Here is a 22,266-nt window from a genome sequence, read left to right as displayed (position 1 = left end):
TGTTAGGGGTAGGGGGTAGGGGGCCACTGTGAGCAGAGCGAGGAATCTGAAGTAACCGACAACGGTTCTTTAGCAGCTAACCATATTCTGCGCTCCGCTCATAATGACAGTATCCGTGTACGCCAAATGACCGCCGCAAGCTACTGCCGGCCTGCCTATCTTTACTTTTTTCCGCCTCGCTTTCCGTCGCCGTGTCTCAGCCCATTCTGTCCGTCCGCAACCTGACCATCGATTTTGCCAGCCACCGCGGCAACACGCGGGCCGTGGCGGATATCTCCTTCGACCTGCGGCGGGGTGAAACGCTGGCAATTGTAGGCGAGTCGGGCTCGGGAAAATCCGTGACGTCGCTGGCCTTGATGGGGCTGATTCCGTTACCGCCCGGCCAAATTACCTCCGGCGAGGCGCGGTTTCAATCGGAAGCGCTAGGGGAGGTAGATCTGCTCCAGCTCACCGACGAGCAGCTGCAGCGCGTCCGGGGCAACGACATCAGCATGATTTTTCAAGAGCCCATGACATCCCTGAACCCCGTGTACACGTGCGGCAGCCAGGTAGTGGAAGCTCTGCGCCTGCACACTACGCTCACTGAGAAAGAAGCGGCGGCCCGTACCGTGGAGCTGTTCACAATGGCCCAGCTCCCGCGCCCCGAAAAAATCTTTAGCAGCTACCCCCACGAAATTAGCGGAGGCCAGAAGCAGCGCGTGATGATTGCCATGGCTATGGCCTGCAACCCTGCCATTCTTATTGCCGACGAGCCTACTACCGCCCTCGACGTAACGGTGCAAGCGCGCATGCTCCGCCTCATCGACGACCTGCGGCGCCAGCATAACACGGCTATTATCTTCATCACCCACGACCTAGGAGTAGTAGCCGAAATAGCCGACCATATCCTGGTGATGTACCGCGGCCGGGTAGTGGAGCAGGGCACCGTCCTGGATATTTTCACCAACCCTCAGCACCCATACACTAAGGGGCTGCTGGCTTGTCGGCCAAAACTTTCAGTAGGGCGAAAAAAATTACCTGTAGTAGCCGATTTCATGCGTGAAACGGCCGATGGGGGCTTTATTGCTACTGAAACTGGTGCTACGCAAGTAGTTGAGGGTGTTGCAGGTGAAAGAAATACTTTAACCTCTCAAAACGGCGTTGAAATCACCAAAACGTTCCCCGTGGAACATCCTGTTTCACGCCTTGTGGAACCACATTTCGGGCTGGAAACTGCCCCAGGCGCGGAATCAGGTCAGCCCTTGTTATTGGTTGCAGATCAGAAAGAAGGTAGTTTGCCTACAGAGCAGGTAGCAGAAGATGCTGTGTCTGGTTCTTCTGAAAAAGCTGGAGTAAGGCAGTCTTTGCCACGTACCGGTTCGGTTCCGTTGCTGCAGGTAGAGAACCTCAACGTACACTTCCCCATTCGTAAGGGCTTCTTTAACCGGACCAAGGAATTTGTGCGGGCCGTGGATGGAGTGAGCTTCGATATTTACCCCGGCGAAACGGTGGGGCTGGTGGGGGAGTCGGGCTGCGGCAAAACCACGCTGGGCCGGACGTTGCTCCGGTTGGTAGAGCCCACCTCGGGTAGCATCCTGTTCGAGGGGGTTGACTTGGCCACGTTGCCGGCTGACCAGTTGCGCCGCAAGCGCCGCGAATTTCAGATGGTGTTCCAGGACCCTTACGCCGCCCTCAATCCTATGATGACCGTGGGCGAAGCCATTCGGGAGCCCATGCAGGTGCACGGGGTAGGCGGCACCAAGCAGCAACAGAAGGACAAAGTGCTGGAGCTACTTCGCACCGTAGGTCTGCGCGATGAGCACTACCTGCGCTACCCCCACGAATTCAGCGGAGGCCAGCGCCAGCGCATCTGCATTGCCCGTGCCCTGGCCTTGCAGCCCAAGTGCATCATCTGCGACGAATCCGTGTCAGCCCTCGATGTATCAGTGCAGGCTCAGGTGCTCAACCTGCTCAATGACCTGAAGCGTGAGTTCGGCATCACCTACCTTTTCATCACCCACGACCTGTCAGTGGCCCGCTTCATGAGCGACCGGCTGCTGGTGATGCGTCAGGGAAAAATTGTGGAAAGCGGCCCGGCGGCCGAGCTCTACGCCAACCCCCAGCACGAGTATACCCGGCAGTTGCTGGCTGCCATTCCAAAAGACGAGCCCGCCGACATTCGGGCCGCCGTGGCAAGTAGGGCGTAGGAGGGAAGTGTGCATCTTTAAGCATGCACCTTCTCTACCCCTCCCTGCCCTACGAACCTCGAACAATTGACCCTCTCTGGGAGCCTGAGTATAGCTGGGCCGCGGCAGCTGGCTTTGCCGTTGGGCTGTTCGATATAGAAACCATTCGGGTCTGGACCCAAGCTCCGGGCGCCCCAGCTTTGTATCGGGGCTGGATGCTGGCGGAGTCAGAGTATAAGCTACTGGAGCAGGTATCACCATTGCTGGTTAGCCGCGGGGCTTATCTATCATCACACTTGGCTTCCGGCTGGTACGAGGCCATTCAGGAATTCACTTTTGCCAGCACGTTTCAACCTGCTGGCAGCCCGCCCGACTTCTCTGCAGGCCAGCGCTATTTTGTGAAGGGACTCGTGAAATCGTTCGGCCCCGACTCGGAGGTAGCTTCGGCGATGGAGTGTCAGGAGCTGCTGCGTAAACACGGGGTACCGAGCGACGAGTTGCTGTTCGTGCGGCAGTACATCAAGCTTCAGCCCGCCTCCGAACGTCGTTATTTCGTGGTAGCTGGTACCGCGTATGGCGCCGAAGGAACCTCGCTGCCTAATCAGTTACAGCCGGCACTTTTTCAGCTCCGCTCACGTTTGTTCTGTAGTTTGGATGTAGCCTTTACCGCAGCTGGATATCCAATCATTGTGGAGGTAGGCGACGGACAAGTGTCCGACCTTAAGGAATGGGACGTAGCCGGTTTTGGCCGTACGGTGCTGAGTGCCCTGGCCGACGCAACCCAAGCGTAACCTCCTTTTTCGACTAGAAATAGTTATTTCCCGATATATTCCGTATCATCTTTCTGAAGCCCGGCTCCGGGCTGGATTACTTTACCTGAGAAACCGCGTAGTACTACTAGTTTCTCCCTCATTCAACCCCGCCGCCTGCGAAAAAGACAACCACTGGCGGCCCCTTTTCTACATGAAAGAAAAAGACGAATCCGCCGCCCCCCGCGCCCCTCGCGCGAAGGCAGCCCGTGGCACTAATGCCGCCGCGGCCCCCATTTCCAAAGACCTTGTGTTTCGCATCTTCCGCGACAACCCAGGCAAAGTCTTCTCCTACCGCCAGCTTTCCCGTCGCCTTGGTGTGACGACCAAGGAGCAGCGCGAAGACGTTTTCGAACACTTGAAAAGCCTCAAGAAAACGGGCCTGCTTACCCTGCTCCAGAACGACGATTACCGCCTGACGGATGCCGCCGCTGCCCAGGCCGTCACCGAACCTGCTGGGGGTCGCAAAACGCGCCGCAATGAGCGGGAGCCCTTCGCAGGCATGAACCGTGGTGGTGGCCGGCCGGTAGAAACAGAGTTTGGTCAGGACCCTGTGGTGCACCGTCGGCGGGAAGCGGGCTTCGACTTCCCTAATGCCGATGACCCGACCACGCCCCGCCGGGGCCGGCACGAGCAGAGCGGTGGCGAAACTATTACGGGCACCGTAGCACTGGCTACCGATAAGTACGCCTTCGTCATCTCGGAGGAAAGCGAGCAGGACGTGCGCGTCTTTACCGACCGGCTGAAGTTTGCCATGCACGGCGACACAGTGCGCCTGCGCCTGCGCGGCTCCCGCGACGGTCGCCCCGTCGGCGACGTGGTAGAGGTAGTGAACCGGGTGCGTCCGGAGTTGGTAGGGCGCCTGCACATGCAGGGCGGCATCGGCTTTGTGAAGCCCGACAACCGCAAGGTCTACTTCGATGTGTTTGTGCCTTACGAGAAGCTGAACGGTGCCAACCACGGCGAGAAAGTACTGGTGCGCATCAACGAGTTTCCGGAGAATGATGCCGGCCATTTGCCCGTGGGTGAAGTGGTGCGCAGCTTCGGGAAAGCCGGCGAAAACGAGGCCGAAATCAACGCCATCATGGCCGAGTTCGGGCTGCCGTTTGAGTTCCCCGCTGAGGTAGAGGAGGAGTCGGAAAGCATTCCGATGGAGATTCCGCAAAGCGAGATTGAGCGTCGCCGCGACTTCCGCAACATCACCACCTTCACCATCGACCCCGCCGACGCCAAGGACTTCGATGATGCTCTTTCTATCCAGCAGCTCGAAAACGGGCACTGGGAAATTGGGGTACACATTGCCGATGTAACGCACTATGTGCGCCCCGGCATGGCCCTGGAAAAAGAGGCCCGCTACCGTGCTACCTCCGTCTACCTCGTGGACCGCGTGATTCCCATGCTGCCCGAGCGCCTCAGCAACGGCCTCTGCTCCCTACGCCCTCACGAGGACAAGCTGACTTTCTCGGCCGTGTTTGAGCTTGATGAGAAGGGTAAGCTCTACAACTCCTGGTTTGGCAAAACCATCATCCACTCCGACCGCCGCTTTGCTTACGAAGAAGCTCAGGAGCGCATTGAATCCGGCGAAGGTGACTATGCCCAGGAAATCGTGCTGATGAACGACATCGCCAAGAAGCTCTGCGCGGCCCGCTTCAAGCAGGGCGCCATCAGCTTCGAAACCCAGGAGGTGAAGTTCAAGCTGGACGAGCAAGGCAAGCCGCTGTACGTGTATGTGAAGGAGCGCAAGGATGCCCACAAGATGATTGAGGAGTTCATGCTACTGGCTAACCGCAAGGTGGCCGAGTTCGTGTTCAAGCTCAAGAATCGGAAGCCCCGCTTCACGATGGTGTACCGCGTGCACGACGCTCCCGACGAGGAGCGCCTGCAGAACTTCGCCCTCTTCGCCCAGAAGTTTGGCCACCAGCTCGACCTCTCGAACCCGAAGAAGCTGAGCTCGGAGCTAAACGATTTGAGCAGTGAGGTAGTGGGTCGGCCGGAGCAAAACGTCATCCAGACGCTAGCCATCCGGACCATGGCCAAGGCTACCTACACCACCGATCCGCGCGGGCACTTCGGCCTCGCCTTCGACCACTATTCGCACTTCACCTCGCCCATCCGTCGCTACCCCGATATGATGGCCCACCGTCTGCTGGAACACTACCTGGAGGGCGGCAAGAACGTGGAGGTAGAGCCTATTGAGGAAGAGTGCAAGCACTCCTCGGAGCGCGAAAAGCTGGCCGCCAATGCCGAGCGCGCCAGCATCAAATACAAGCAGGTGGAGTTCCTGCAGGACCGCATCGGCGACACGTTCACGGGCGTGGTGTCGGGCCTGACAGAGTGGGGGCTCTACGTAGAAATCGAGGAGAACAAGTGCGAAGGCATGGTGCGCGTAGCCGACATTCCCGGCGACTTCTTCGAACTGGATAAGGACAACTACCGCCTGGTAGGGCAGCGCAGCAAGCGCATCATCCAGTTCGGCGATGAGATGCAGGTAGTGGTAAAATCGGCCAACCTGCTGGACCGCACCATCGACTTCGAGCTGGTGGACAACCGTCCCGACTCGGTGAAAAACCGGGAGCGGGAGGAGCGCGACGCCCACCGCGAAAGCCGCCGCGGTTACCGCCCCGAGCGGAGCGGCGGGGGTAGCAAAAGCGGCAAAGGTGGCCGCCCCGGAGGCGAGAGCAAGCGCCGCCGGTAAGCCCACCAACCAGCCGTATTATGGCAAGGCGTAAAGTCCTTCGTCCTGATCAATGAGCTGCCTTCTGATATATGAAAATGCCCCTGCTGTCCGATGTGAGAGCAGGGGCTTTTTGCTAAGGTATATCGTGCCTGGGTTGGTCGGCCAACTCAGGGAAATACGACTGGCAGCGTTAGGGCAGTATCAATGGTTTTGCCGTTGCGCTTTCCGGGTTCAAACCGGGGTAGGCGACGGATGCACTCGACGGCGGCCGCACCGTAGGCGGCATTGATACCGTGCCCTGGTGCTACTTGCACGTCCGTTACTGCACCTGAGGTCTGCACGACCAGATACTAGTACCCGGCCGTGCTGCCGGGGGCCAGATGGGCGCTTCAGCGTTTTCCGGATGACCTTTAGAAGAGCTTCTTGGTCGCCCGGAAATATCGGTACCTGCTCCACGTAGAGGTAGCCGCCACTGGTTAGCAGAAGTGAGTCGGAGGCTATTGGGGCGGGCACGGAAACGGAAGGTGTGCGGGCCGGGCGTGGCGGGGCGGTGACGGGTGCCGGCGGCCGGGAGGCCCACCAGTTGTAGGAGTTCTGGGCAACTGCTGCGGCCGGCAGAAGCATACAGCATAGAACAACATAGGAGTGCGCAAGTCTTATGACGGATGCCGGAGGTAGGCTGGTTGCTGAAGATAACAACTTGCCCCTGCGCCCCTGTTATCTGCTCACATCATCACCTTCCTACCCATCACCTGCTCCCGTACTCTTCCGTACCTTTCCCTTCTGAACTTTCACCTCATTCCGTGGATCTGTCCCAACTCACTGACCGCATCAATACCGGCCTCGCTCAGCTTCGTTATGGCGAAGAACCAGTGGCCCTCTACGAGCCCATTCGTTACATCATGGCCCTCGGTGGCAAGCGGATTCGGCCCCTCCTGACTTTGCTAGGCGCCTACGTTTTCACCGATGAGCTGGAGCCCGCCCTGAAGCCGGCCCTGGCCACCGAGGTATTCCACAACTTCACCCTGCTCCACGACGACCTAATGGACCAGGCTCCCCTGCGCCGCGGCCAGGCCACCGTGCACGAAAAGTGGAACCCCAATGTAGCCATCCTGAGCGGCGACGTGATGCTGGTACGGGCCTATGAGCTGTTCCTCGATGTACCCGCCGAGTTGCTACCCCACGTGCTGCGCCGCTTCTCCCAAACCGCAGCTGAAGTCTGTGAGGGGCAGCAGTGGGACATGAACTTCGAGACAGAAACCGAGGTCAGCATCGACCAGTACCTCGATATGATTCGGCTGAAGACGGCCGTGCTACTGGGCTTTGCGCTCGAATTAGGAGCCCTGCTCGGCGGTGCTTCGCGCGCAGATGCTGACCACCTGCGGCAGTTTGGTGTAGGCATTGGGGTAGCCTTTCAGTTGCGCGACGACCTGCTGGATGTGTACGGCGACGCGGCCACCTTCGGCAAGCGCGTGGGCGGCGACATTCTCAGCGACAAAAAGACCTACCTCCTGCTCACGGCCCAAGCCCAGGCCAGCGAAGCACAGCGCACCACGTTGGCTCAACACATCGGCCAACCCGTCATTGATGCCGATGCCAAGGTGCAAGCCGTGCGAACCATATACGACGAGCTCGAAATACGTCCTCAGACGGAAGCACTCATCAACGACTATTTCCTAGATGCCTTGCAGCATTTGGAACGCGTAGAGGCCCCCGAAATGCGTAAAAAACCGCTGCGTCAGCTCGCACTTCAGCTCATGGAACGCGAGCAGTAGCCTTTCTCTTCTTCTTGATTTTTTTCAGGCTCATGGAAATTTCTCCTACCCTGGTGCTGACCGTGCTTACGGTGGGCATCTCCCTCTACGCATGGTCTAATGAAGCGCTGCTCGACAGCTGGATTCTATCTCCCTACCGGGTCAAGCGTAACCACGACTACTACCGCTTCATTACCTCCGGGTTTCTGCACGCCGACTTTGGGCACCTGCTTTTCAACATGCTGGCGTTTTACTCCTTCAGCCGCATTGTTGAAACTGTCTTCTTTGCGGTCTTCGGACCTACCGCAGGGCTGCTCTACTTCCTGCTATTGTACCTGGGCGGCATCATTCTGTCTGATATTCCTACCTACCTGCGGCACCGCGACGACCCCGACTACCGGAGCCTTGGGGCCTCGGGTGGGGTAGCGTCCGTAGTCTTTTCGGCTATTCTGTTTAACCCTACCGCCGGTATCCGCATCTTCCCAATTCCCATTCCTATTCCCGGCTTCATCTTCGGGTTCCTTTACCTGGCGTACTCCTACTACATGGGCCGGCGCCGGGGTGATAATATCAACCATGATGCCCACTTCTACGGCGCCCTATACGGTATCGTGTTGACTATCATACTGATACCAAAAATAGGCCCGCTTTTCTGGGAGAGAATCCGTGATTTTATCAATTAATGAATTGATATACAGGTAGTTGAATGTATTCATGGTTGCAGATAATATCCATTTCAGGCAGTGTGCGTACAGAACGGCATACTCTCCACCATTCTACACACTTCCCTGCACCATGAATAAGCTTGTTGCTCCTTTCCGCCAACTCTCTGTAACTGGCGTCCTAGCGCTTCTCATCTCTTTTGCATTAAGCAGCTGCGGCCGTACCCGCAATGCTGATGGTTCGCTTACCACGGCTGGTGTTATCCACTTAATTCTGGCGGTATATGCTCTGTACCGTTTGTTTCAGCAGCCTTGGTCGTTGGGCAAGAAACTTATCTGGGGTCTGATCATTTTCTTCTTCCCCTTCCTTGGCTCCCTTGCCTTCCTGCTCTTCGGTAAAGACAGGTAGTTACTACCTGTTCGCACAAGAAAAAGCCTCGATGCTCGCCGTGAGCATCGGGGCTTTTTCTTGTGCGGATATTCAGGCTTATTGCCCGCCTAGCAAGTGCTGCTTCTCCATGCGGGTTACGTGCTTCAGGATATCGGTTGTGTTGGTGATTTCTGTGGCCTGCCAGTAGTCACCCTTGTTGAGCATCTTTACTTCCAGCACGAGGGTAGTATCGTAGCGAGGTTGGGTAAACTCCAGCCCAACCAAGGCTTGCTCGCCTTCCTCTTTAGTGTATTTGATGCCTTTAAACTGGCTATCCTTGCTAACTACTTTTCCGGCTAACCCCAGCAACGAAACGTTGACCACCTGCTTAGAAGCATCCGCTACGGCAGCCTCTACCGAGCCGGTCTCTACGTAGCGCTGCACCTCTTGCCGAGCTGCCTTGGCTATCTGGGGTTTCAGCAAGCGTAAAGCGCCCTTCATAGCAAAGCCTCCAGGGTTGAGCATGCCCAGCATTGAGCTCTGTTCCGTTACGTCATCAACGAGGCTATTCGTGACGCTGCTCACATCTACGTAGCGCTCAAAGGCAGCTGGGTCGTGGTCGTGCACAGCCTTGGCCGCCTGCATCAAGGAGTACTCGGGGCCTGTGGAAAGCTGACGATAATAGAGGTAGCCCCCGAGAGCCAAGCCAATAAGAAGAGTTAAGAGTACTTTTTTCATAGTAGGGTAAAGGCGAAGAGAATCGGTACGGAAGTAAAAATAGAACAGATTTTGTCGGCTCCTGAGTGGCCTTGCGTAGTTGGTATGGGGTAGGGGCTTCAGGCCCGCCTTCGGCTTTGCTCACTGTTCGCTAGCCGTTCACCACACAAATCTGTTTATGCTATTTCCTGAGATACATGGGCACCGGGGCTGCCGGGGACTTCGCCCTGAAAACACGTTGCCGGCCTTTGTGCACGCCTTGACTTTAGGAGTTGATGTAATAGAGCTAGACGTAGTAATATCCGCCGATAGCCAGGTTGTTGTTTCCCACGAGCCGTGGATGTCGGCGGCTATTTGTCGCACTCCATCCGGCGAACCCATTGTGCCAGCAGAGCAAGCGTTGCACAACCTATATAAGCTGCCTTACTCACTTATCCGGCAGTACGACTGCGGCACCACGCCGCACCCACACTACCCCCATCAGGCACTTGAACCTGCCTACAAACCGCTGCTGCGTGAGGTAGTCCAAACCCTCGATGCTCAAGCCCAGATCATAGGTCGGAAACCCGTGCGGTTTAGCATAGAGTTAAAGAGTACTCCAGACGGCGACCATGTATTCCACCCTGAGCCTACCCGGTTTCTGAGCTTGGTACTCGACGAGTTGCAGGCCCTGCAAATCATGCCCCGAACTACTCTGCTTTGCTTCGACAAGCGAGTGCTCCAGGTTGCCCGGCAGGTTGCTCCCACCTTACCTCTGTGCCTCTTAGTAGAAGATGAAATATCACTGGCCACACATCTGGCGGAGCTTGGTTTCCTACCCCAGGTATATGGTCCATACTTCCGTTTGTTGACGCCCGATGTGGTTGCCGGGCTACGAGCAGCAGGCATCTCATTTGTTCCCTGGACGGTGAACGATACCGCCGACTTGAGCCGGATTCTAGCCTTCCGACCCCAAGGTATTACTACCGATTATCCAGACCGGCTCGCCTCTCTACGGGTGCTGTAACGACCGATAAGTTCTTCTGGAACCGTACTAGCCAAGGGTAATGGATGCCTGCAGCTAGCATGTAAAATACTGTGAGGTTATGGGCGATGACACTTGTGCTGGAAAGCTACTACGATAAGTGTGTACAAGGTGCTTTACACACTTCGTTATACCAATGTGTAATGAAGTGTATTGTAACATCAGGCAATATCTGTTTTGTATGTAACGTGTAACACTTGTAACTGTAACGAATGTGTCTGTAATGTGTCACTGTTCAAGTGTAAACCGGAGTAATGACTTTGCGTACACGTAACACATTCTTATATTTACAATCTTACGCTCTTACACTGTTCGTACTATGTCACATCAAGGCGAAATCCTGCAGGAAGCCATTAAAAACAGCGGAATATCAATTACACGTATCGTGGAAGAACTGGGTATTACACGTCCGACTATCTACCGTAAATTCAAAGAAGAAACACTTGACTACGGATTTGTAAAAAAAGTGGGAGATGTAATATCACATGATTTCTCACAAGATTTTACAGTGGATCATCAGGCGACGTTACCCTTTACATCTTACGCTGTTACACAACCTGTAACACATCAGCCGGAGAGAAGTGTAACACACCGTACTACACCTGTTGCTGTTACAGATTCTGATCCTACAAAACAGCTTCTGGCGCTTCAGCAGAAGTATATCGCGCTTTTGGAGGCGTACAATGAGTTACTCTTAAAGGTGTATGGCCCTAAGTAACAAGCTTGTTCCACGTGAAACATTTTTGTTTCGGTAGAGTAAGCAACCGGCTTTAAGAGGCTGAACAAGTACATTTCTCTGTAAAGGTGCATATACACTAGTGTGAGGTAGTGTAGCGTAAGCGCTGACTTGGCTTAGCGCGTTAAGAGGGGGTAGGAGAGAGGATAATATTGACTGCGGCATACGCCATATCTTGGAGGTAAATTTGACCGCCAGTTATGACTGCCCAAACACCAACACCTAGCCTTCCTGACTTCCGACCGGTGTCCTATTCACGGGTAACCCTAACGGAGTTGATGATTCCGTCCTATGCTAATTTTGGAGGGAAGATTCACGGAGGGATTCTGCTTTCCCTGATGGACAAGGTCGCCTACGCAGCGGCCTCCAAACACGCCGGTACCTATTGCGTCACGGTAAGCGTTGACGGGGTGAACTTCCTTCAGCCAGTCGAGGTAGGCGAGCTGGTTTCGTTGCTTGCTTCGGTAAACTACGTAGGAAGAACTTCCTTGCTAGTCGGCATCAAGGTGACTGCTGAAGATGTAAGAACAGGCACCGTGAAGCACACCAATACGTGCTACTTCACGATGGTGGCTAAGGATGATAATGGCCGGCCTACCCAAGTGCCAGGGTTGCGTCTGGAAACGGCCGAGGATACCCGCCGATTTCTGGAAGCCATCAAGCGCCGGGAGGTAAAGGAACGGAACAGTCAAGAGTTTGATAATGCCCGCACCCGCCTGACTGTAGCGCAGGACTTGCACATGTTGGAGAAGGAACGGTGCGAAATCAGCTACTGAAAAAGCAGTAAAAGAGAAGTCGTATCCAACCACTTCTGTTATCAATCCCGAAACATGGTTGCTATTGGGTAGGAGCTATGGGAATATACCTGCTGCCTAAAGCTCATGGATTCTTTACTAAGACTCCTCGTTGATAGGGGGTAGGAAGTATATGCCGATGAGCAGGAAATCTGCTTACGGAACAAATGACTGCTGTCGCTCCACATAAGGATCATGCATCCTTAAGATATAATCCGGAGGCGCTATCATACCGTACTAGCAGCCGGCACAAAGTAGCTCGTAAATGGGCGGATCTGGAATACCTACTTTTGAGCTTAGACAGGCCAAAGGGCACCGCGCCGGACATGCTCCTAAATGGCAGAAAAAGCTTACGCAAATACATGCGTCGGTTATCTAGTGATCAGCAGGTATAATTAAAGTAGTGGCCCCACTTATATACTGCACAGGTTATACCCTGGCTTATGGACATAACTGTACACGCTAGCACCTGATGAAGGAGGCTAACAAGAGTGATGGAAGGCAGAAAGGACTAAAGGAATACGACCTCCTTTACCACATCAACTCCAACCTCCGCGTTTATAAGTTCTAGCACCCTGGTCTTGGCCATCACCAACTCATGCTTGAGCGGAGCGGAAGACAAGCGCACGAAAAGCTTACTGTTGCTCACGTACACCTGCTGAGTTTTCATGGCTACAGCCTTACCCATGATTCGCTCCCAACTCGCAACCACCGTCACTTCATTCAGCTTGCCTTGCAGCCGGTAGGCGCGAAGCAAAGCCGTAATCCCATCCTTCAGTGGAACAATATCAGACTGACGGGAATTTTCGGAAGAGAAGGGTTTTTTAAGAGCCATTTTGTTACTTAACGCGCGAGCAACAAGCTTGTTGCTTCCTGCGGTAAAGGTACCACCTACTATTCCTAAAGTGGCGTGACAGTGCCAGTTTCTACCCGGAAACGACGAATATCATCCGACAAAGCAGCTAGCACTTTATCAGTGCGCTCTAGGTGCGTATCGGTTAGGAAAATCTGACCGAAGGTATGATTAGCTACCAGCTGCATTAGGCGGGTGATGCGCTTCTCATCTAGACGATCAAAAATGTCATCGAGTAGCAGAAGGGGCTTTTGCTGTTTATGGTGGGCTAGTATCTCGAACTGCGCCAGCTTGAGGGCAATGGCAAACGACTTCTGCTGCCCTTGTGACCCGTAGCCTTTAACTGCCATGCCATCCATCAGGAAAGTAACGTCGTCGCGGTGGGGGCCGATGGTAGTACGCTGCAGGCTTAGGTCCTTACGTTCCTGTAAGCGTAACAGCTTCAGAAAGTCAGCTTCAGGTAGCTCACTTTTATATACAAGGGTTACTTGTTCACGCGCATCGGCCAGCTGCTCGTAGTGCCGCTGAAAAACCGGCTCGAACTCTGTTAGGAACTGCTGGCGGCGCTGAACTAGTTGCTCGCCGAGCGGAGCCAACTGCTCATCCAGCACCAGTAGGTAGTCTCGGTCATAGCCTGCCTGTCGGTCGGCGGCTAGCTTTAATAAAGAGTTGCGCTGCTTAAGTAAGTGCGTGTAGCGAATCAGCCTTTCCAGGTATTCATGGTCGAGCTGAGAGATAAGGCTGTCGAAATACTTCCGGCGCTCCTCACTACCCTGTCGGATAAGGTCCGTGTCGTAAGGAGATATAAGTACCACGGGGTAGCGGCCAATGTGGTCCGAAACACGCTCGTAAGGCTGCTTATTATGAGTTAGCGTTTTCTTCTGCCCCAAGCGTAGGCTGCACTGAATTGTCTCGGGCTTATCTTCCGAAGAGGAGCTAAAGCGTCCTTTAACTACGAAGAACTCCGCGCCCTGCTTGATGCTGTTTACGTCTGAGGAAGTGAAAGCACTCTTCGTGAGGGAGAGGTAGTGAATGGCATCCAGCAGATTTGTCTTGCCACTGCCGTTGTCGCCGATGAAGCAATTGATGTGCGCCGATAAGCCTATGTTGGCTTCCTCGTAGTTTTTAAAGAACAGTAAATGCAGGCTTTCGAGTATCATGCGCGGGGTTCGGAATTGCAATCCTTTTACGTACTTTCGCATCCCAAACGCGAACAACCGAAAGCAAGATGGCGGAGACGAAAGTAAAGGGTGCCTCTAAGGCTTCCAATTCGACGAAAAAATCGTCGGCCCCGAAAGCTACCCCCAAAGGCAAGGCTGCTACCGATACGGTAAAACAGCCCGATCCGGTATTGCCCCCAACCAATGTGGAGGCGGAGCAGGCTACGGGTGCCCCCAAGGCAACCACTCCGGCTCAACCGGAATTTCCGAAAGAGACCTACTTGCAGTGGTATGAGCAGATGCAGCTCATGCGCAAGTTTGAGGAAAAGGCTGGTCAGCTTTATGGTCAGCAAAAAATCAAAGGGTTCTGCCACCTCTACATTGGCCAAGAGGCCTGCGTAGCCGGAGCCGTATCGGCCCTGACGAAGGACGATAAGTGGATTACGGCCTACCGTGACCACGCTCACCCCTTGGCTCTGGGTACCTCACCCAATGCTATTATGGCCGAGCTGTATGCAAAAGCTACCGGCTGCTCGAAAGGCAAAGGTGGCTCGATGCACATCTTTGACAAGAACGTAAACTTCATCGGTGGCCACGGCATTGTGGGCGGCCAGGTGCCCCTAGGTGCCGGCATTGCTTTTGCCGAGAAGTATAACAAGACCGGCAACCTGTGCATCTGCTACATGGGCGATGGTGCCGTGCGTCAAGGCGCTTTGCACGAAGCATTCAACATGGCCATGTTGTGGAAGCTACCCGTAATCTTCGTGGTAGAGAACAACGGCTACGCCATGGGTACCTCCGTACAGCGTACCTCGAACGTAACCGAGCTGTACACGCTGGGCGAAGGCTACGACATGCCATCGGAGCCGGTTAATGCCATGAATGTGGAAGACGTGCACAACGCAGTAGCCCGTGCTGCTGAGCGTGCCCGCGCCGGAGAAGGCCCCACCTTCCTGGAGTTTAAAACATATCGTTACAAAGGTCACTCCATGAGCGACCCGGCTAAGTACCGCACCAAGGAAGAACTGGAGGACTACCGTTCCCGCGACTCTATTGAAGCCGTACGCCACACCATTCTGACCCACAACATGGCTACTGAGGAAGACCTCAGCGCCATCGACGAGAAAATTAAAGCCCAGGTGCAGGAGTCAGTGGAGTTTGCCGAAAACTCACCCTTCCCTACAGCCGACGAGCTGTACAAGGATGTGTACGTGCAACAGGACTACCCCTACATCCGCGACTAATATTGCGGGAGCTTACCAGGTCGTTAGCGGCCTCCTTTTTGCGTAATTCTCATGTCGAAGATTCCTTTCACAGGTAAAAGCCAACAGGCCCGCCAGCAGCAAACGCAGCGCGTGGTAACCTCCACCGATCCGTTGCAGCCAGCAGAAGCCTACAACCCTGAGCATCCGTTGCTGGAAGACCCTGATGCGCTAGCCGTACGCCTAGCAAACTCGGAAGACTTCCTGCGCCGTAACAAGAGCGTGTTGCTGGGCTTGCTGGCCGTAGTGGTGCTGGCTGTAGCTGGCGGTATTGGCTACTACCTGTGGCGCGGCTCACAGGATAGCAAAGGGCAGGCAGCTTTATTCCCGGCAGTAAACTACTGGGAAGCCGACTCCTTACAAAAGGCAATGAAAGGCGACGGCCGAAACCTGGGCTTGGAGCGCGTGGCTTCAGAGTACAGCGGTACAGCTGCCGGTAATCTGGCCAACTTCTACGCTGGGGTAGCTTCCCTCAAGCAAGGACAGTACAAGCAGGCCATCGACTACCTCGAGGATTTCAGCTCCGATGACTATCTAGTACAGGCCCGTGCCTACTCGTTGCTCGGCGACGCTCATTTGGAACTGAACCAGCCCAAGGAAGCAGCCGACTTCTACAACAAGGCGGCCAATTACAACGCCAACGAGTACTTTTCGCCGGGCTACCTGCTGAAAGAGGCCACGGCCCGTGAGCTGGCTAAGGACAACGACGGAGCCGTAGCAGCCTACAACAAAATCCTGACGGACTATCCTGCTTCGGCCGAAGCAACTGAAGCCAAGCAGTACAAAGCTCGGGCAGAAGCGTTAGCTGGCAAGTAATCATCAGCATGCAATCAAAACAAAAAGGACGGGCTAGCCCGTCCTTTTTGTTTTACAACCTTATGTCAGTTTGTGCAAGGAGTAGGGGGTAGGCGAAGTGCTGAAGGACACTACCTTTGTCCACACATCATTTCGTTTCTCAACCTGCACCACCCTTTATGGCTACCTCCCTCAAAAACCTGAGCGACTATACTTCCGATAACTTTATCGACATTTCCGACAAGCGCTTTGGGCTAGTAGTAGCCGAGTGGAACCGGGAAATTACCGATACCCTAGCCCGCGGTGCGTATGATACGCTGATTAAGCACGGTGCTAAGCCCGAGAATATTTTTCGTAATACAGTACCTGGTAGCTTTGAGCTAACCTTAGGTGCTCAGCTGCTGGCGCAGCACGAGGAAATTGACGCAGTCATTTGCTTAGGCGTGGTTATAAAAGGTGAAACCAAGCACGACGATTATATCTGCCATGCCGTGGCTAGCGGTATCACCAACGTTGGGCTGAAATTCAACAAGCCCGTAATCTTTGGGTTAGTAACTACCAATACCCTGGAGCAAGCCTGGGACCGGGCCGGTGGGAAGCATGGCAACAAAGGGGTAGAAGGTGCAGTGGCCGCTATTCATATGTTGGGGTTCTAACCAGGAGTAAGGCCGAGCTTACCGGGTAGCAAGGTTCGCCGTAAAGCCCACAGGGATGATACCGTGCTCATTAGCGGACAAAACCGTAGCTTTGCGCCCGAAAATGCTTGGTCAACGGATGTCTCTGGGGGCCGGTAGTATGCTGGGCTGCGTGAGTACGCTGTAAGGTAAACTTATTCGTGTGAGCCGCTGTTGGGCCATAACTGCTGGTTCTTTGTAGAAGTCGGTGCCAGCAACCTAGCCAATCACCATTCTTTATTAACCTCTCCCTGCACCAACATGAGTGAAGAATCCCTACGCTATTCCAGGGAAGAACTGGCGGAGTTTGAGCAAATCATTCAGGATAAGCTCACCGCAGCCCGTAAGGAAGTGGCGTTCATCAAAGAAACGCTGAGCCGTAAAAACGATTCGGGTACCGATAACACGGCGTCTTCTTCGAAGGTGCTGGAGGACGGAGCCGATACGGCTGAGAAGGAGAGCCTGAACCAGCTGGCTTCGCGCCAGATGAAGTTTATTCAGCAGCTCGAAAACGCTCTGATTCGTATTAAGAATGGCACCTATGGGGTGTGCATTGGTACCGGCAAGCTCATCCCGAAGGAGCGCCTGCGTGCAGTACCTCATACGCAGCACTCGATTGAAGCCAAAATGGCCCGCCGCGACTAGCTCGCAGTAGCCTGCTTACCTGCCCGGACTTGTGACTGGCACCCGCTACGGCGGCGCTGGGTTGCTGGTCCGGGCACTGTTTTCAGGAGGCCGTGGTTATGGGCCTGCTGAATCATTTTTCTGATTTTTACCACTGTACCGTAGCGATACGGCACGCACGCTTCTTCCATATGGGCAAGAAACACTTCTCCGGCGATACGCCCGGCCGCCGTGGCCGCTCAACCGGCAACTCCAACGGGCCCGACGGCTTCCGTAAATTCTCGCAACCCGGCCGCAGCCGCGATGACCGCGCCGGCGGGGGCGCTCCTCGTTTTGGGGGCAATGATGATGCTCGCGGCAATGAGCGGTCTGGTTTTGGCCGTCCGGCCAGCGGCAGCTTTACCCCGGCTAAGAAGTTTAGTGGAGTAGGCAACTTTGGTAGCTTCAAGAAAGGTAGCTCGGCCGGTGCCGGCTACAACCGAGGTGGTGAAGGCCGTCCTGGTGGGTTTGGGCAGCGTAGCGGTGGCCGTCGGTTTGAGGAGGACAACCGCCGCGATGAGCGTCCGGTACGCCCATTTGAGCCTAAGAAGTCATGGCAGGGGCAACCCTATAGCCAAGAGGGCAAGCCCGCCGTGCCGCGCGGATTGCCGGGCGAGCGGAACCGGAAATTCGTTAAGCAAAACCCCAACCAGCAGGATGAACCGCGTCCGGAAGGATTCCGCCCGCGTGAAGCCCGCGAGACTCCTACCCGCCGCGACTTCGGTGCCAACGGCGAGCGGGAAGTACGGCCCGCCCGTCCTTTCGATTACCGGGGCCGCCCCGATGATCTGCCAACGGAACGCAACGAAAACCGTCGGGAAGAGCGCCGGATTGGCCGTGACTTCGAGGGTAGCAATGAGCGTAATGAGCGCCGCGAGTTTAGCAGCCGCAAGCCAGGTGGATTTGGCGGTGAGCGTCGGGAAGGGGGCTTTGGTGGTGGTAGCTTCGGGGAGAAGCGCACGGCTCGTCCGGGCAGCTTTGGTGGCGATAAGCGCGAAAGCCGCTCACGCGAAGAGCGCCCCGGCGGATTCCGCCCGGCACCCCGGGAAGGCCGCTCGTTTGAGGAGCGCCCTAAACGCGCACACGACGAGTTTGTAGGCCGCGGCAAGCAAGCTCCTGAGTCTAACCAAGCCGGTAAGCGCAAGTATGGCGAAGTAGCTGGCGAGGCCCCCGACTACAAGAATCTCAAGTTCTACGAGGAAGATAAAACCCGTGGCAACAAGCGTCGCCGCGAGGAAGACGACTTGGCCAGCGACGAGGTACGCCTGAACCGCTACATTGCCAATGCTGGCATTTGCTCGCGTCGGGAAGCCGATGCGCTGATTGCGGCTGGTGAAATTAAGGTGAATGGCCAGGTAGTAACGGAAATGGGCTACAAGGTGCAGCCCTCCGATACGGTGCAATACGGCAAGACCAACCTCAACCGTGAGAAGCTGGTGTACGTGTTGCTCAACAAGCCCAAGGATTATATCACGACGACGGATGATCCGGAAGGCCGCCGCACGGTGATGGAGTTGGTGAAAAGCGCTTCCAAAGAGCGGGTATTCCCTGTGGGGCGCCTGGACCGCAATACAACCGGTCTGTTGCTGTTCACCAATGATGGCGAGGTAGCTCAGAAACTTTCGCACCCTTCGCACCGCAACAAAAAAATCTACCAGGTGGAGCTCGACAAGCCCCTAACGGAAGACCACCTGCGGCAGATTGCCGAAGGCGTGGAGCTGGAAGATGGCAAAGCTGAGGTGGACGATGTGGCCGTAGTGGCTGGCAACCCGCACTTTGTGGGTGTAGAAATTCACATTGGCCGTAACCGCATCGTGCGCCGCATCTTCGAGCACCTTGGCTATGATGTGGTAACCCTGGACCGGGTACAGTACGCAGGCCTGACCAAAAAGGACCTGCCCCGTGGCAAATGGCGCTTCCTCACGGAGAAAGAAGTTATTCGTCTGAAGTATTTCATGTAAGCACGCAACCCGCCGCATGGTGGTTGGCTCTTCAAGGTGAAGTTGTGAGAGGTGAAATAGCAAGAGAGGAGGCGTTGACCAATACTATGGTTGACTTTCTTTTCTGAGCGCTTCACTTTTCTCAACTTCACCTTTCACCATTTTACCCTCATCCGTTAGGTGCGCACCTTAGCCCTTGATATTGGTAACACAGCCGTTAAGTACGGTTGCTTCGAGGCCGATGCACTAGTGGCATCGGCGGCGGGCCAAACGCCAGAGCAGGTTCGTGCGGTATTGAAGCGGTGGCAGCCCGAGCACGCCGTTGTAGCTTCCGTGGCCGAGCCCACCTCTGGCTGGGCTAATAGCCTTCGGGAAGTGGTGAGGGGTAGGGTGCTGGAGTTTGTGCCGGCTACTACCCCGCTACCCATCGACAACGCTTACGCCACCCCACACACCCTGGGTGCCGACCGGCTGGCCGCGGCTGTAGGGGTAGCATGGCTACTGCCGGGCCGTAATGTGGTAATCGTGGATGCGGGCACTGCAATTAAGTGCGACCTAGTTACCGCCGACAGCACCTTCCAAGGAGGCAGCATTGCGCCAGGGCTGGCTATGCGGTTCCGGGCATTGCATACGTTTACTGGTAGGTTGCCGTTAGTAGACCACCTGACGGATGTAGCGGCCTCTGTTCCTCTAACTGGCACCGATACGGAGTCGGCTATCCGGAGTGGGGTAGTAAACGGAGCCGTGGCGGAAGTGGAGGGCTTGCTGGCTGCCTATCATGCTCGGCTTCCTGACCTAGCAACTGTACTAGCCGGCGGTGATGCCGCTTTTTTCCGCACCCGGCTGAAAGGACCTATCTTTGTTATTCCAGAGCTCGTGCTGATTGGGCTCCATCGAATTTTAGTACACCATGTCTCAACCTAACTTCACCGGCCTAGCCGGTGGTCTTTCGCTGCTGGGCCTGCTGGTAGCGTCGCCTGCCGTAATGGGGCAGGGCCTTGGCAACTCGCCTTATTCGCGCCTGGGCCTGGGCGATGCCAGCCTGAATGCTGGCGGCGTGCGGCAGCTAGGCATGGGAGGCATTGGAGTGGCTGCTCCCAACAGCGTAAACGTCAACGAAATCAACCCGGCCCTGCTTTACTACACTGCTCGAACTACGTTTGAGGGAGGGTACAGCGCGCAATTCAAGACCTTGCGCAACAATGTAAGCAGCCAGCGCACGGGTTCCGCTAACTTGAGCTATCTGGCATTGGCCCTGCCCATCAACCGCCGGTGGGGAGCAGCAATTGGGCTGAAGCCATACAGCTCCGTCGATTACGAATCGACTACGGTGGATAACAGCGTCGCCGGCGACCCAACAGCCTTCGTGGAGAAGAGGTACACCGGAAGCGGTGGGCTAGCCGAAGCCTATATGAGCCACGGCGTACGCCTGACGAAAGGCCTCACGGCTGGGGTATCGGTAGGCTACGTGTTCGGTAGCATCGACCAGGAAGCCCAGACACGCCTGGCTAATTCCGTAGCCCAGCTGGAATCAGCCTCACGGGATATTTATCAGCAGCACATTCACTACTCTGACTTCACGTTTCGGGCCGGGGCTCACTACCGCGGTAAGTTCAGTGATAAGCTCAACTATAACCTGGGCGGCACTTACAGCTTCCGCTCAAACCTGAACGGGGAGCGAAGCCTAAGCTTGATCCGGCAGGATGACGAAGGAGTGCAAACCTCACTAACTGCCCTGGAGGTAGATGCTACTGGCAAGGCACGGGTACCCAGCCTGACCCAGATTGGCATCAGCCTCGACAACAACCGTAGCTGGAGCCTGAGTCTAGAAGGCACTCGTCAGCAATGGTCACAGTTCCGAGCTTTCGGAGAGCAGGGGGGGAGTGCCGGCATTCCGCTTAGCGACACGTACCGGGCTGCCGTAGGTGGAGAAATTACCCCCGACGCAAGTTCGGTGGATAGCTACTTCAAGCGCGTGACTTACCGGGCCGGCCTGAGCGTTGCTCAGCTGCCCTACCGTCCCGGCGGCAACACCCTCTATGATCGGGCCGTGAGCTGGGGCTTTGCTTTCCCGCTACCCACTGCTACCCCCCTCGATGCTACCACCATCAGCCTAGGCTTTGTGTATGGGCAGCGCGGCAACACCGATGTGCTTCAGGAATCTGGCGGCACAGTGGAGCGCAACGTAAAGGAAGATTACGTGCGTATGCAGTTGGGCGTGACGCTAAACAACCGTTGGTTTATCAAGCGGCGTATTCAGTAGCGTAGCATGAAAACGGGCTGTGTTCGACGTCTGATGCTAGCTGGCCTGCTGGTTAGTTTCCTGGTTGGGTGCGGCAAGCAAGAGGAGGTAGCTGTAAAGAAGACTATCTATACGGGGCCAACCATGGAAACCGAGAACTTGCTCATGATTATGAGCGACTCGGCTAAGCTGCGCATTCGGCTTACTTCCGCGCTTCGCCAGGATTTCGAGAACGGCAATCAGATTTATCCGAAAGGGGTGAAAATCACCTTTCTAGATAAGGACGGGCAAACGGTCGTCAACACCATTGACGGTAACTACGGCCTCTACGAGAAAGTCAAAAACCTTTACACGCTGCGGGGGAACGTGCGCGTAACCAACGTGCCCAAGCAGCAGACCATGAACACGGAAGAAGCCTTCTACGACCAGACGAAGGCTTCTATCTACACCAAGAAGGAAACGGAAATCCGGGTTACTACCCCCACCGAAGTCCTGACCGGACGCGGGCTGACGGCCAACCAGGATTTCTCATTCTACAGCATCCTGACGCCCACGGGTGTGTTCACCTTGCAAAACGCGCCAACTACTACCCCTGCCTCCGGTACCACCCGCTAATTATTCTTCATGAAACGCTTTTGGGACCCTGGCATTAGCCGCACGCTTTTGCTTGTTGTGGGTGTTGTCACCTTCGTTATTGCGGCTTACCAGACCTTGGTTACCGGCAACATGGAGGGCTTGTATAATAACTACTGGCTGTTCATGCTATCCTTCGGGGCTGTTATCTGGCTCCGCTACCTGCGCCAGCGCGACAAAATAGCAGCAGCCGAGGCAGAAGCTACCCGCAAAGCCGCCGAAGCCTCCGTCAAAAAGCCCCGCGGCAAGAAGCGCTAATGCTACGGCACAGCCGGGTAAACGGCAGCGCTTATATGGCTCTAACCGGTAGCACCGTTGCCGTAAAGCCGATACAGA

At 55.5% G+C, this 22,266-nt stretch carries 22 protein-coding genes; 18 read left to right on the top strand and 4 right to left on the bottom strand.

The window, feature by feature from the left end; translation table 11 throughout:
• The first annotated feature begins 191 nt into the window (after positions 1-191).
• The 3 genes from DNI29_RS00285 (at position 192) to rnr (ending at position 5,669) form a co-directional block, all read left to right on the top strand.
• Complete coding sequence (locus DNI29_RS00285) at positions 192-2,186, top strand: ABC transporter ATP-binding protein (protein ID WP_110976076.1); 1,995 nt, start codon at positions 192-194, stop codon at positions 2,184-2,186.
• 23 nt (positions 2,187-2,209) lie between these two features.
• Positions 2,210-2,956 (top strand): ATP-grasp domain-containing protein, encoded by a 747-nt coding sequence (locus DNI29_RS00280; RefSeq protein WP_110976075.1) that lies wholly within the window; start codon positions 2,210-2,212, stop codon positions 2,954-2,956.
• 172 nt (positions 2,957-3,128) lie between these two features.
• Positions 3,129-5,669, top strand: coding sequence for a ribonuclease R (rnr, locus tag DNI29_RS00275; protein WP_110976074.1), 2,541 nt, complete (start codon positions 3,129-3,131; stop codon positions 5,667-5,669).
• Positions 5,670-5,818: 149 nt separating this feature from the next.
• On the opposite strand, the gene DNI29_RS00270 is transcribed toward rnr, so the two are convergent.
• On the bottom strand, positions 5,819-5,992 hold the full coding sequence (locus tag DNI29_RS00270; RefSeq protein ID WP_162303459.1) for an energy transducer TonB family protein: 174 nt from the start codon (positions 5,990-5,992) through the stop codon (positions 5,819-5,821).
• Positions 5,993-6,454: 462 nt separating this feature from the next.
• On the opposite strand from DNI29_RS00270, the gene DNI29_RS00265 reads away from it, so the two are divergent.
• The 3 genes from DNI29_RS00265 (at position 6,455) to DNI29_RS00255 (ending at position 8,476) form a co-directional block, all read left to right on the top strand.
• Positions 6,455-7,426, top strand: a complete 972-nt coding sequence (locus DNI29_RS00265; RefSeq protein ID WP_110976072.1) for a polyprenyl synthetase family protein — start codon at positions 6,455-6,457, stop codon at positions 7,424-7,426.
• Positions 7,427-7,458: 32 nt separating this feature from the next.
• Complete coding sequence (locus DNI29_RS00260; RefSeq protein WP_438834622.1) at positions 7,459-8,088, top strand: rhomboid family intramembrane serine protease; 630 nt, start codon at positions 7,459-7,461, stop codon at positions 8,086-8,088.
• 112 nt (positions 8,089-8,200) lie between these two features.
• On the top strand, positions 8,201-8,476 hold the full coding sequence (locus DNI29_RS00255; protein ID WP_162303458.1) for a PLD nuclease N-terminal domain-containing protein: 276 nt from the start codon (positions 8,201-8,203) through the stop codon (positions 8,474-8,476).
• Between the two features lie 78 nt (positions 8,477-8,554).
• On the opposite strand, the gene DNI29_RS00250 is transcribed toward DNI29_RS00255, so the two are convergent.
• Positions 8,555-9,175, bottom strand: a complete 621-nt coding sequence (locus tag DNI29_RS00250; protein WP_110976070.1) for a DUF2939 domain-containing protein — start codon at positions 9,173-9,175, stop codon at positions 8,555-8,557.
• 157 nt (positions 9,176-9,332) lie between these two features.
• Between DNI29_RS00250 and DNI29_RS00245 the strand changes: the two genes are divergently transcribed.
• The 3 genes from DNI29_RS00245 (at position 9,333) to DNI29_RS00235 (ending at position 11,690) form a co-directional block, all read left to right on the top strand.
• On the top strand, positions 9,333-10,160 hold the full coding sequence (locus tag DNI29_RS00245) for a glycerophosphodiester phosphodiesterase family protein (protein WP_110976069.1): 828 nt from the start codon (positions 9,333-9,335) through the stop codon (positions 10,158-10,160).
• 337 nt (positions 10,161-10,497) lie between these two features.
• Positions 10,498-10,896, top strand: coding sequence for a helix-turn-helix domain-containing protein (locus DNI29_RS00240; protein ID WP_110976068.1), 399 nt, complete (start codon positions 10,498-10,500; stop codon positions 10,894-10,896).
• 218 nt (positions 10,897-11,114) lie between these two features.
• Positions 11,115-11,690, top strand: a complete 576-nt coding sequence (locus DNI29_RS00235; RefSeq protein WP_110976067.1) for an acyl-CoA thioesterase — start codon at positions 11,115-11,117, stop codon at positions 11,688-11,690.
• A gap of 529 nt (positions 11,691-12,219) precedes the next feature.
• Here the strand turns inward: DNI29_RS00235 and DNI29_RS00230 are convergent.
• The gene (locus tag DNI29_RS00230) at positions 12,220-12,543 is read right to left on the bottom strand and encodes a DciA family protein (RefSeq protein ID WP_110976066.1); all 324 of its coding nucleotides are present in this window, start codon (positions 12,541-12,543) and stop codon (positions 12,220-12,222) included.
• A gap of 65 nt (positions 12,544-12,608) precedes the next feature.
• Positions 12,609-13,721 carry a DNA replication/repair protein RecF gene (recF, locus tag DNI29_RS00225; RefSeq protein WP_110977239.1) on the bottom strand — a complete coding sequence of 371 codons (1,113 nt, stop codon included), beginning with the start codon at positions 13,719-13,721 and terminating at the stop codon, positions 12,609-12,611.
• A gap of 68 nt (positions 13,722-13,789) precedes the next feature.
• On the opposite strand from recF, the gene pdhA reads away from it, so the two are divergent.
• The 9 genes from pdhA (at position 13,790) to DNI29_RS00180 (ending at position 22,188) form a co-directional block, all read left to right on the top strand.
• Entirely contained in the window at positions 13,790-14,965 is a 1,176-nt protein-coding gene (gene pdhA / locus DNI29_RS00220; RefSeq protein ID WP_110976065.1) for a pyruvate dehydrogenase (acetyl-transferring) E1 component subunit alpha, read from the top strand.
• Positions 14,966-15,016: 51 nt separating this feature from the next.
• On the top strand, positions 15,017-15,799 hold the full coding sequence (locus DNI29_RS00215; RefSeq protein WP_110976064.1) for a tetratricopeptide repeat protein: 783 nt from the start codon (positions 15,017-15,019) through the stop codon (positions 15,797-15,799).
• 158 nt (positions 15,800-15,957) lie between these two features.
• Positions 15,958-16,434, top strand: coding sequence for a 6,7-dimethyl-8-ribityllumazine synthase (ribH, locus tag DNI29_RS00210; protein WP_110976063.1), 477 nt, complete (start codon positions 15,958-15,960; stop codon positions 16,432-16,434).
• 279 nt (positions 16,435-16,713) lie between these two features.
• Positions 16,714-17,097 (top strand): TraR/DksA family transcriptional regulator, encoded by a 384-nt coding sequence (locus tag DNI29_RS00205; protein WP_110976062.1) that lies wholly within the window; start codon positions 16,714-16,716, stop codon positions 17,095-17,097.
• A gap of 170 nt (positions 17,098-17,267) precedes the next feature.
• The gene (locus DNI29_RS00200) at positions 17,268-19,076 is read left to right on the top strand and encodes a pseudouridine synthase (protein WP_110976061.1); all 1,809 of its coding nucleotides are present in this window, start codon (positions 17,268-17,270) and stop codon (positions 19,074-19,076) included.
• Positions 19,077-19,235: 159 nt separating this feature from the next.
• The gene (locus tag DNI29_RS00195; protein WP_110976060.1) at positions 19,236-19,979 is read left to right on the top strand and encodes a type III pantothenate kinase; all 744 of its coding nucleotides are present in this window, start codon (positions 19,236-19,238) and stop codon (positions 19,977-19,979) included.
• Positions 19,966-21,318, top strand: coding sequence for a BamG family beta-barrel-assembly machinery protein (gene bamG / locus DNI29_RS00190; protein ID WP_110976059.1), 1,353 nt, complete (start codon positions 19,966-19,968; stop codon positions 21,316-21,318). The genes DNI29_RS00195 and bamG overlap by 14 nt, the downstream gene beginning before the upstream one ends.
• 6 nt (positions 21,319-21,324) lie before the next feature.
• Positions 21,325-21,912: an LPS export ABC transporter periplasmic protein LptC gene (gene lptC, locus DNI29_RS00185; protein WP_110976058.1), complete on the top strand. Its 588-nt coding sequence runs from the start codon at positions 21,325-21,327 to the stop codon at positions 21,910-21,912.
• 9 nt (positions 21,913-21,921) lie between these two features.
• Positions 21,922-22,188 (top strand): hypothetical protein, encoded by a 267-nt coding sequence (locus DNI29_RS00180; RefSeq protein ID WP_110976057.1) that lies wholly within the window; start codon positions 21,922-21,924, stop codon positions 22,186-22,188.
• The last annotated feature ends 78 nt before the right edge of the window (positions 22,189-22,266 follow it).

Origin of the sequence: Hymenobacter sediminis (genome assembly GCF_003231285.1) — a bacterium.
GTDB lineage: Bacteria > Bacteroidota > Bacteroidia > Cytophagales > Hymenobacteraceae > Hymenobacter > Hymenobacter sediminis.
Note: the sequence above shows the minus strand (reverse complement) of the source record. Positions and strands in the feature narration are given on the sequence as shown.

What these genes read in the sequence shown, in the direction of transcription:
- DNI29_RS00280 (WP_110976075.1), top strand. Translation starts at nt 2,210, where the DNA reads ATGCACCTTCTCTACCCCTCCCTGCCCTACGAACCTCGAACAATTGAC.
- rnr (WP_110976074.1), top strand. Translation starts at nt 3,129, where the DNA reads ATGAAAGAAAAAGACGAATCCGCCGCCCCCCGCGCCCCTCGCGCGAAG.
- DNI29_RS00260 (WP_438834622.1), top strand. Translation starts at nt 7,459, where the DNA reads ATGGAAATTTCTCCTACCCTGGTGCTGACCGTGCTTACGGTGGGCATC.
- DNI29_RS00255 (WP_162303458.1), top strand. Translation starts at nt 8,201, where the DNA reads ATGAATAAGCTTGTTGCTCCTTTCCGCCAACTCTCTGTAACTGGCGTC.
- DNI29_RS00250 (WP_110976070.1), bottom strand. Translation starts at nt 9,175, where the DNA reads ATGAAAAAAGTACTCTTAACTCTTCTTATTGGCTTGGCTCTCGGGGGC.
- DNI29_RS00245 (WP_110976069.1), top strand. Translation starts at nt 9,333, where the DNA reads ATGCTATTTCCTGAGATACATGGGCACCGGGGCTGCCGGGGACTTCGC.
- DNI29_RS00240 (WP_110976068.1), top strand. Translation starts at nt 10,498, where the DNA reads ATGTCACATCAAGGCGAAATCCTGCAGGAAGCCATTAAAAACAGCGGA.
- DNI29_RS00235 (WP_110976067.1), top strand. Translation starts at nt 11,115, where the DNA reads ATGACTGCCCAAACACCAACACCTAGCCTTCCTGACTTCCGACCGGTG.
- DNI29_RS00230 (WP_110976066.1), bottom strand. Translation starts at nt 12,543, where the DNA reads ATGGCTCTTAAAAAACCCTTCTCTTCCGAAAATTCCCGTCAGTCTGAT.
- recF (WP_110977239.1), bottom strand. Translation starts at nt 13,721, where the DNA reads ATGATACTCGAAAGCCTGCATTTACTGTTCTTTAAAAACTACGAGGAA.
- pdhA (WP_110976065.1), top strand. Translation starts at nt 13,790, where the DNA reads ATGGCGGAGACGAAAGTAAAGGGTGCCTCTAAGGCTTCCAATTCGACG.
- DNI29_RS00215 (WP_110976064.1), top strand. Translation starts at nt 15,017, where the DNA reads ATGTCGAAGATTCCTTTCACAGGTAAAAGCCAACAGGCCCGCCAGCAG.
- ribH (WP_110976063.1), top strand. Translation starts at nt 15,958, where the DNA reads ATGGCTACCTCCCTCAAAAACCTGAGCGACTATACTTCCGATAACTTT.
- DNI29_RS00205 (WP_110976062.1), top strand. Translation starts at nt 16,714, where the DNA reads ATGAGTGAAGAATCCCTACGCTATTCCAGGGAAGAACTGGCGGAGTTT.
- DNI29_RS00200 (WP_110976061.1), top strand. Translation starts at nt 17,268, where the DNA reads ATGGGCAAGAAACACTTCTCCGGCGATACGCCCGGCCGCCGTGGCCGC.
- bamG (WP_110976059.1), top strand. Translation starts at nt 19,966, where the DNA reads ATGTCTCAACCTAACTTCACCGGCCTAGCCGGTGGTCTTTCGCTGCTG.
- lptC (WP_110976058.1), top strand. Translation starts at nt 21,325, where the DNA reads ATGAAAACGGGCTGTGTTCGACGTCTGATGCTAGCTGGCCTGCTGGTT.
- DNI29_RS00180 (WP_110976057.1), top strand. Translation starts at nt 21,922, where the DNA reads ATGAAACGCTTTTGGGACCCTGGCATTAGCCGCACGCTTTTGCTTGTT.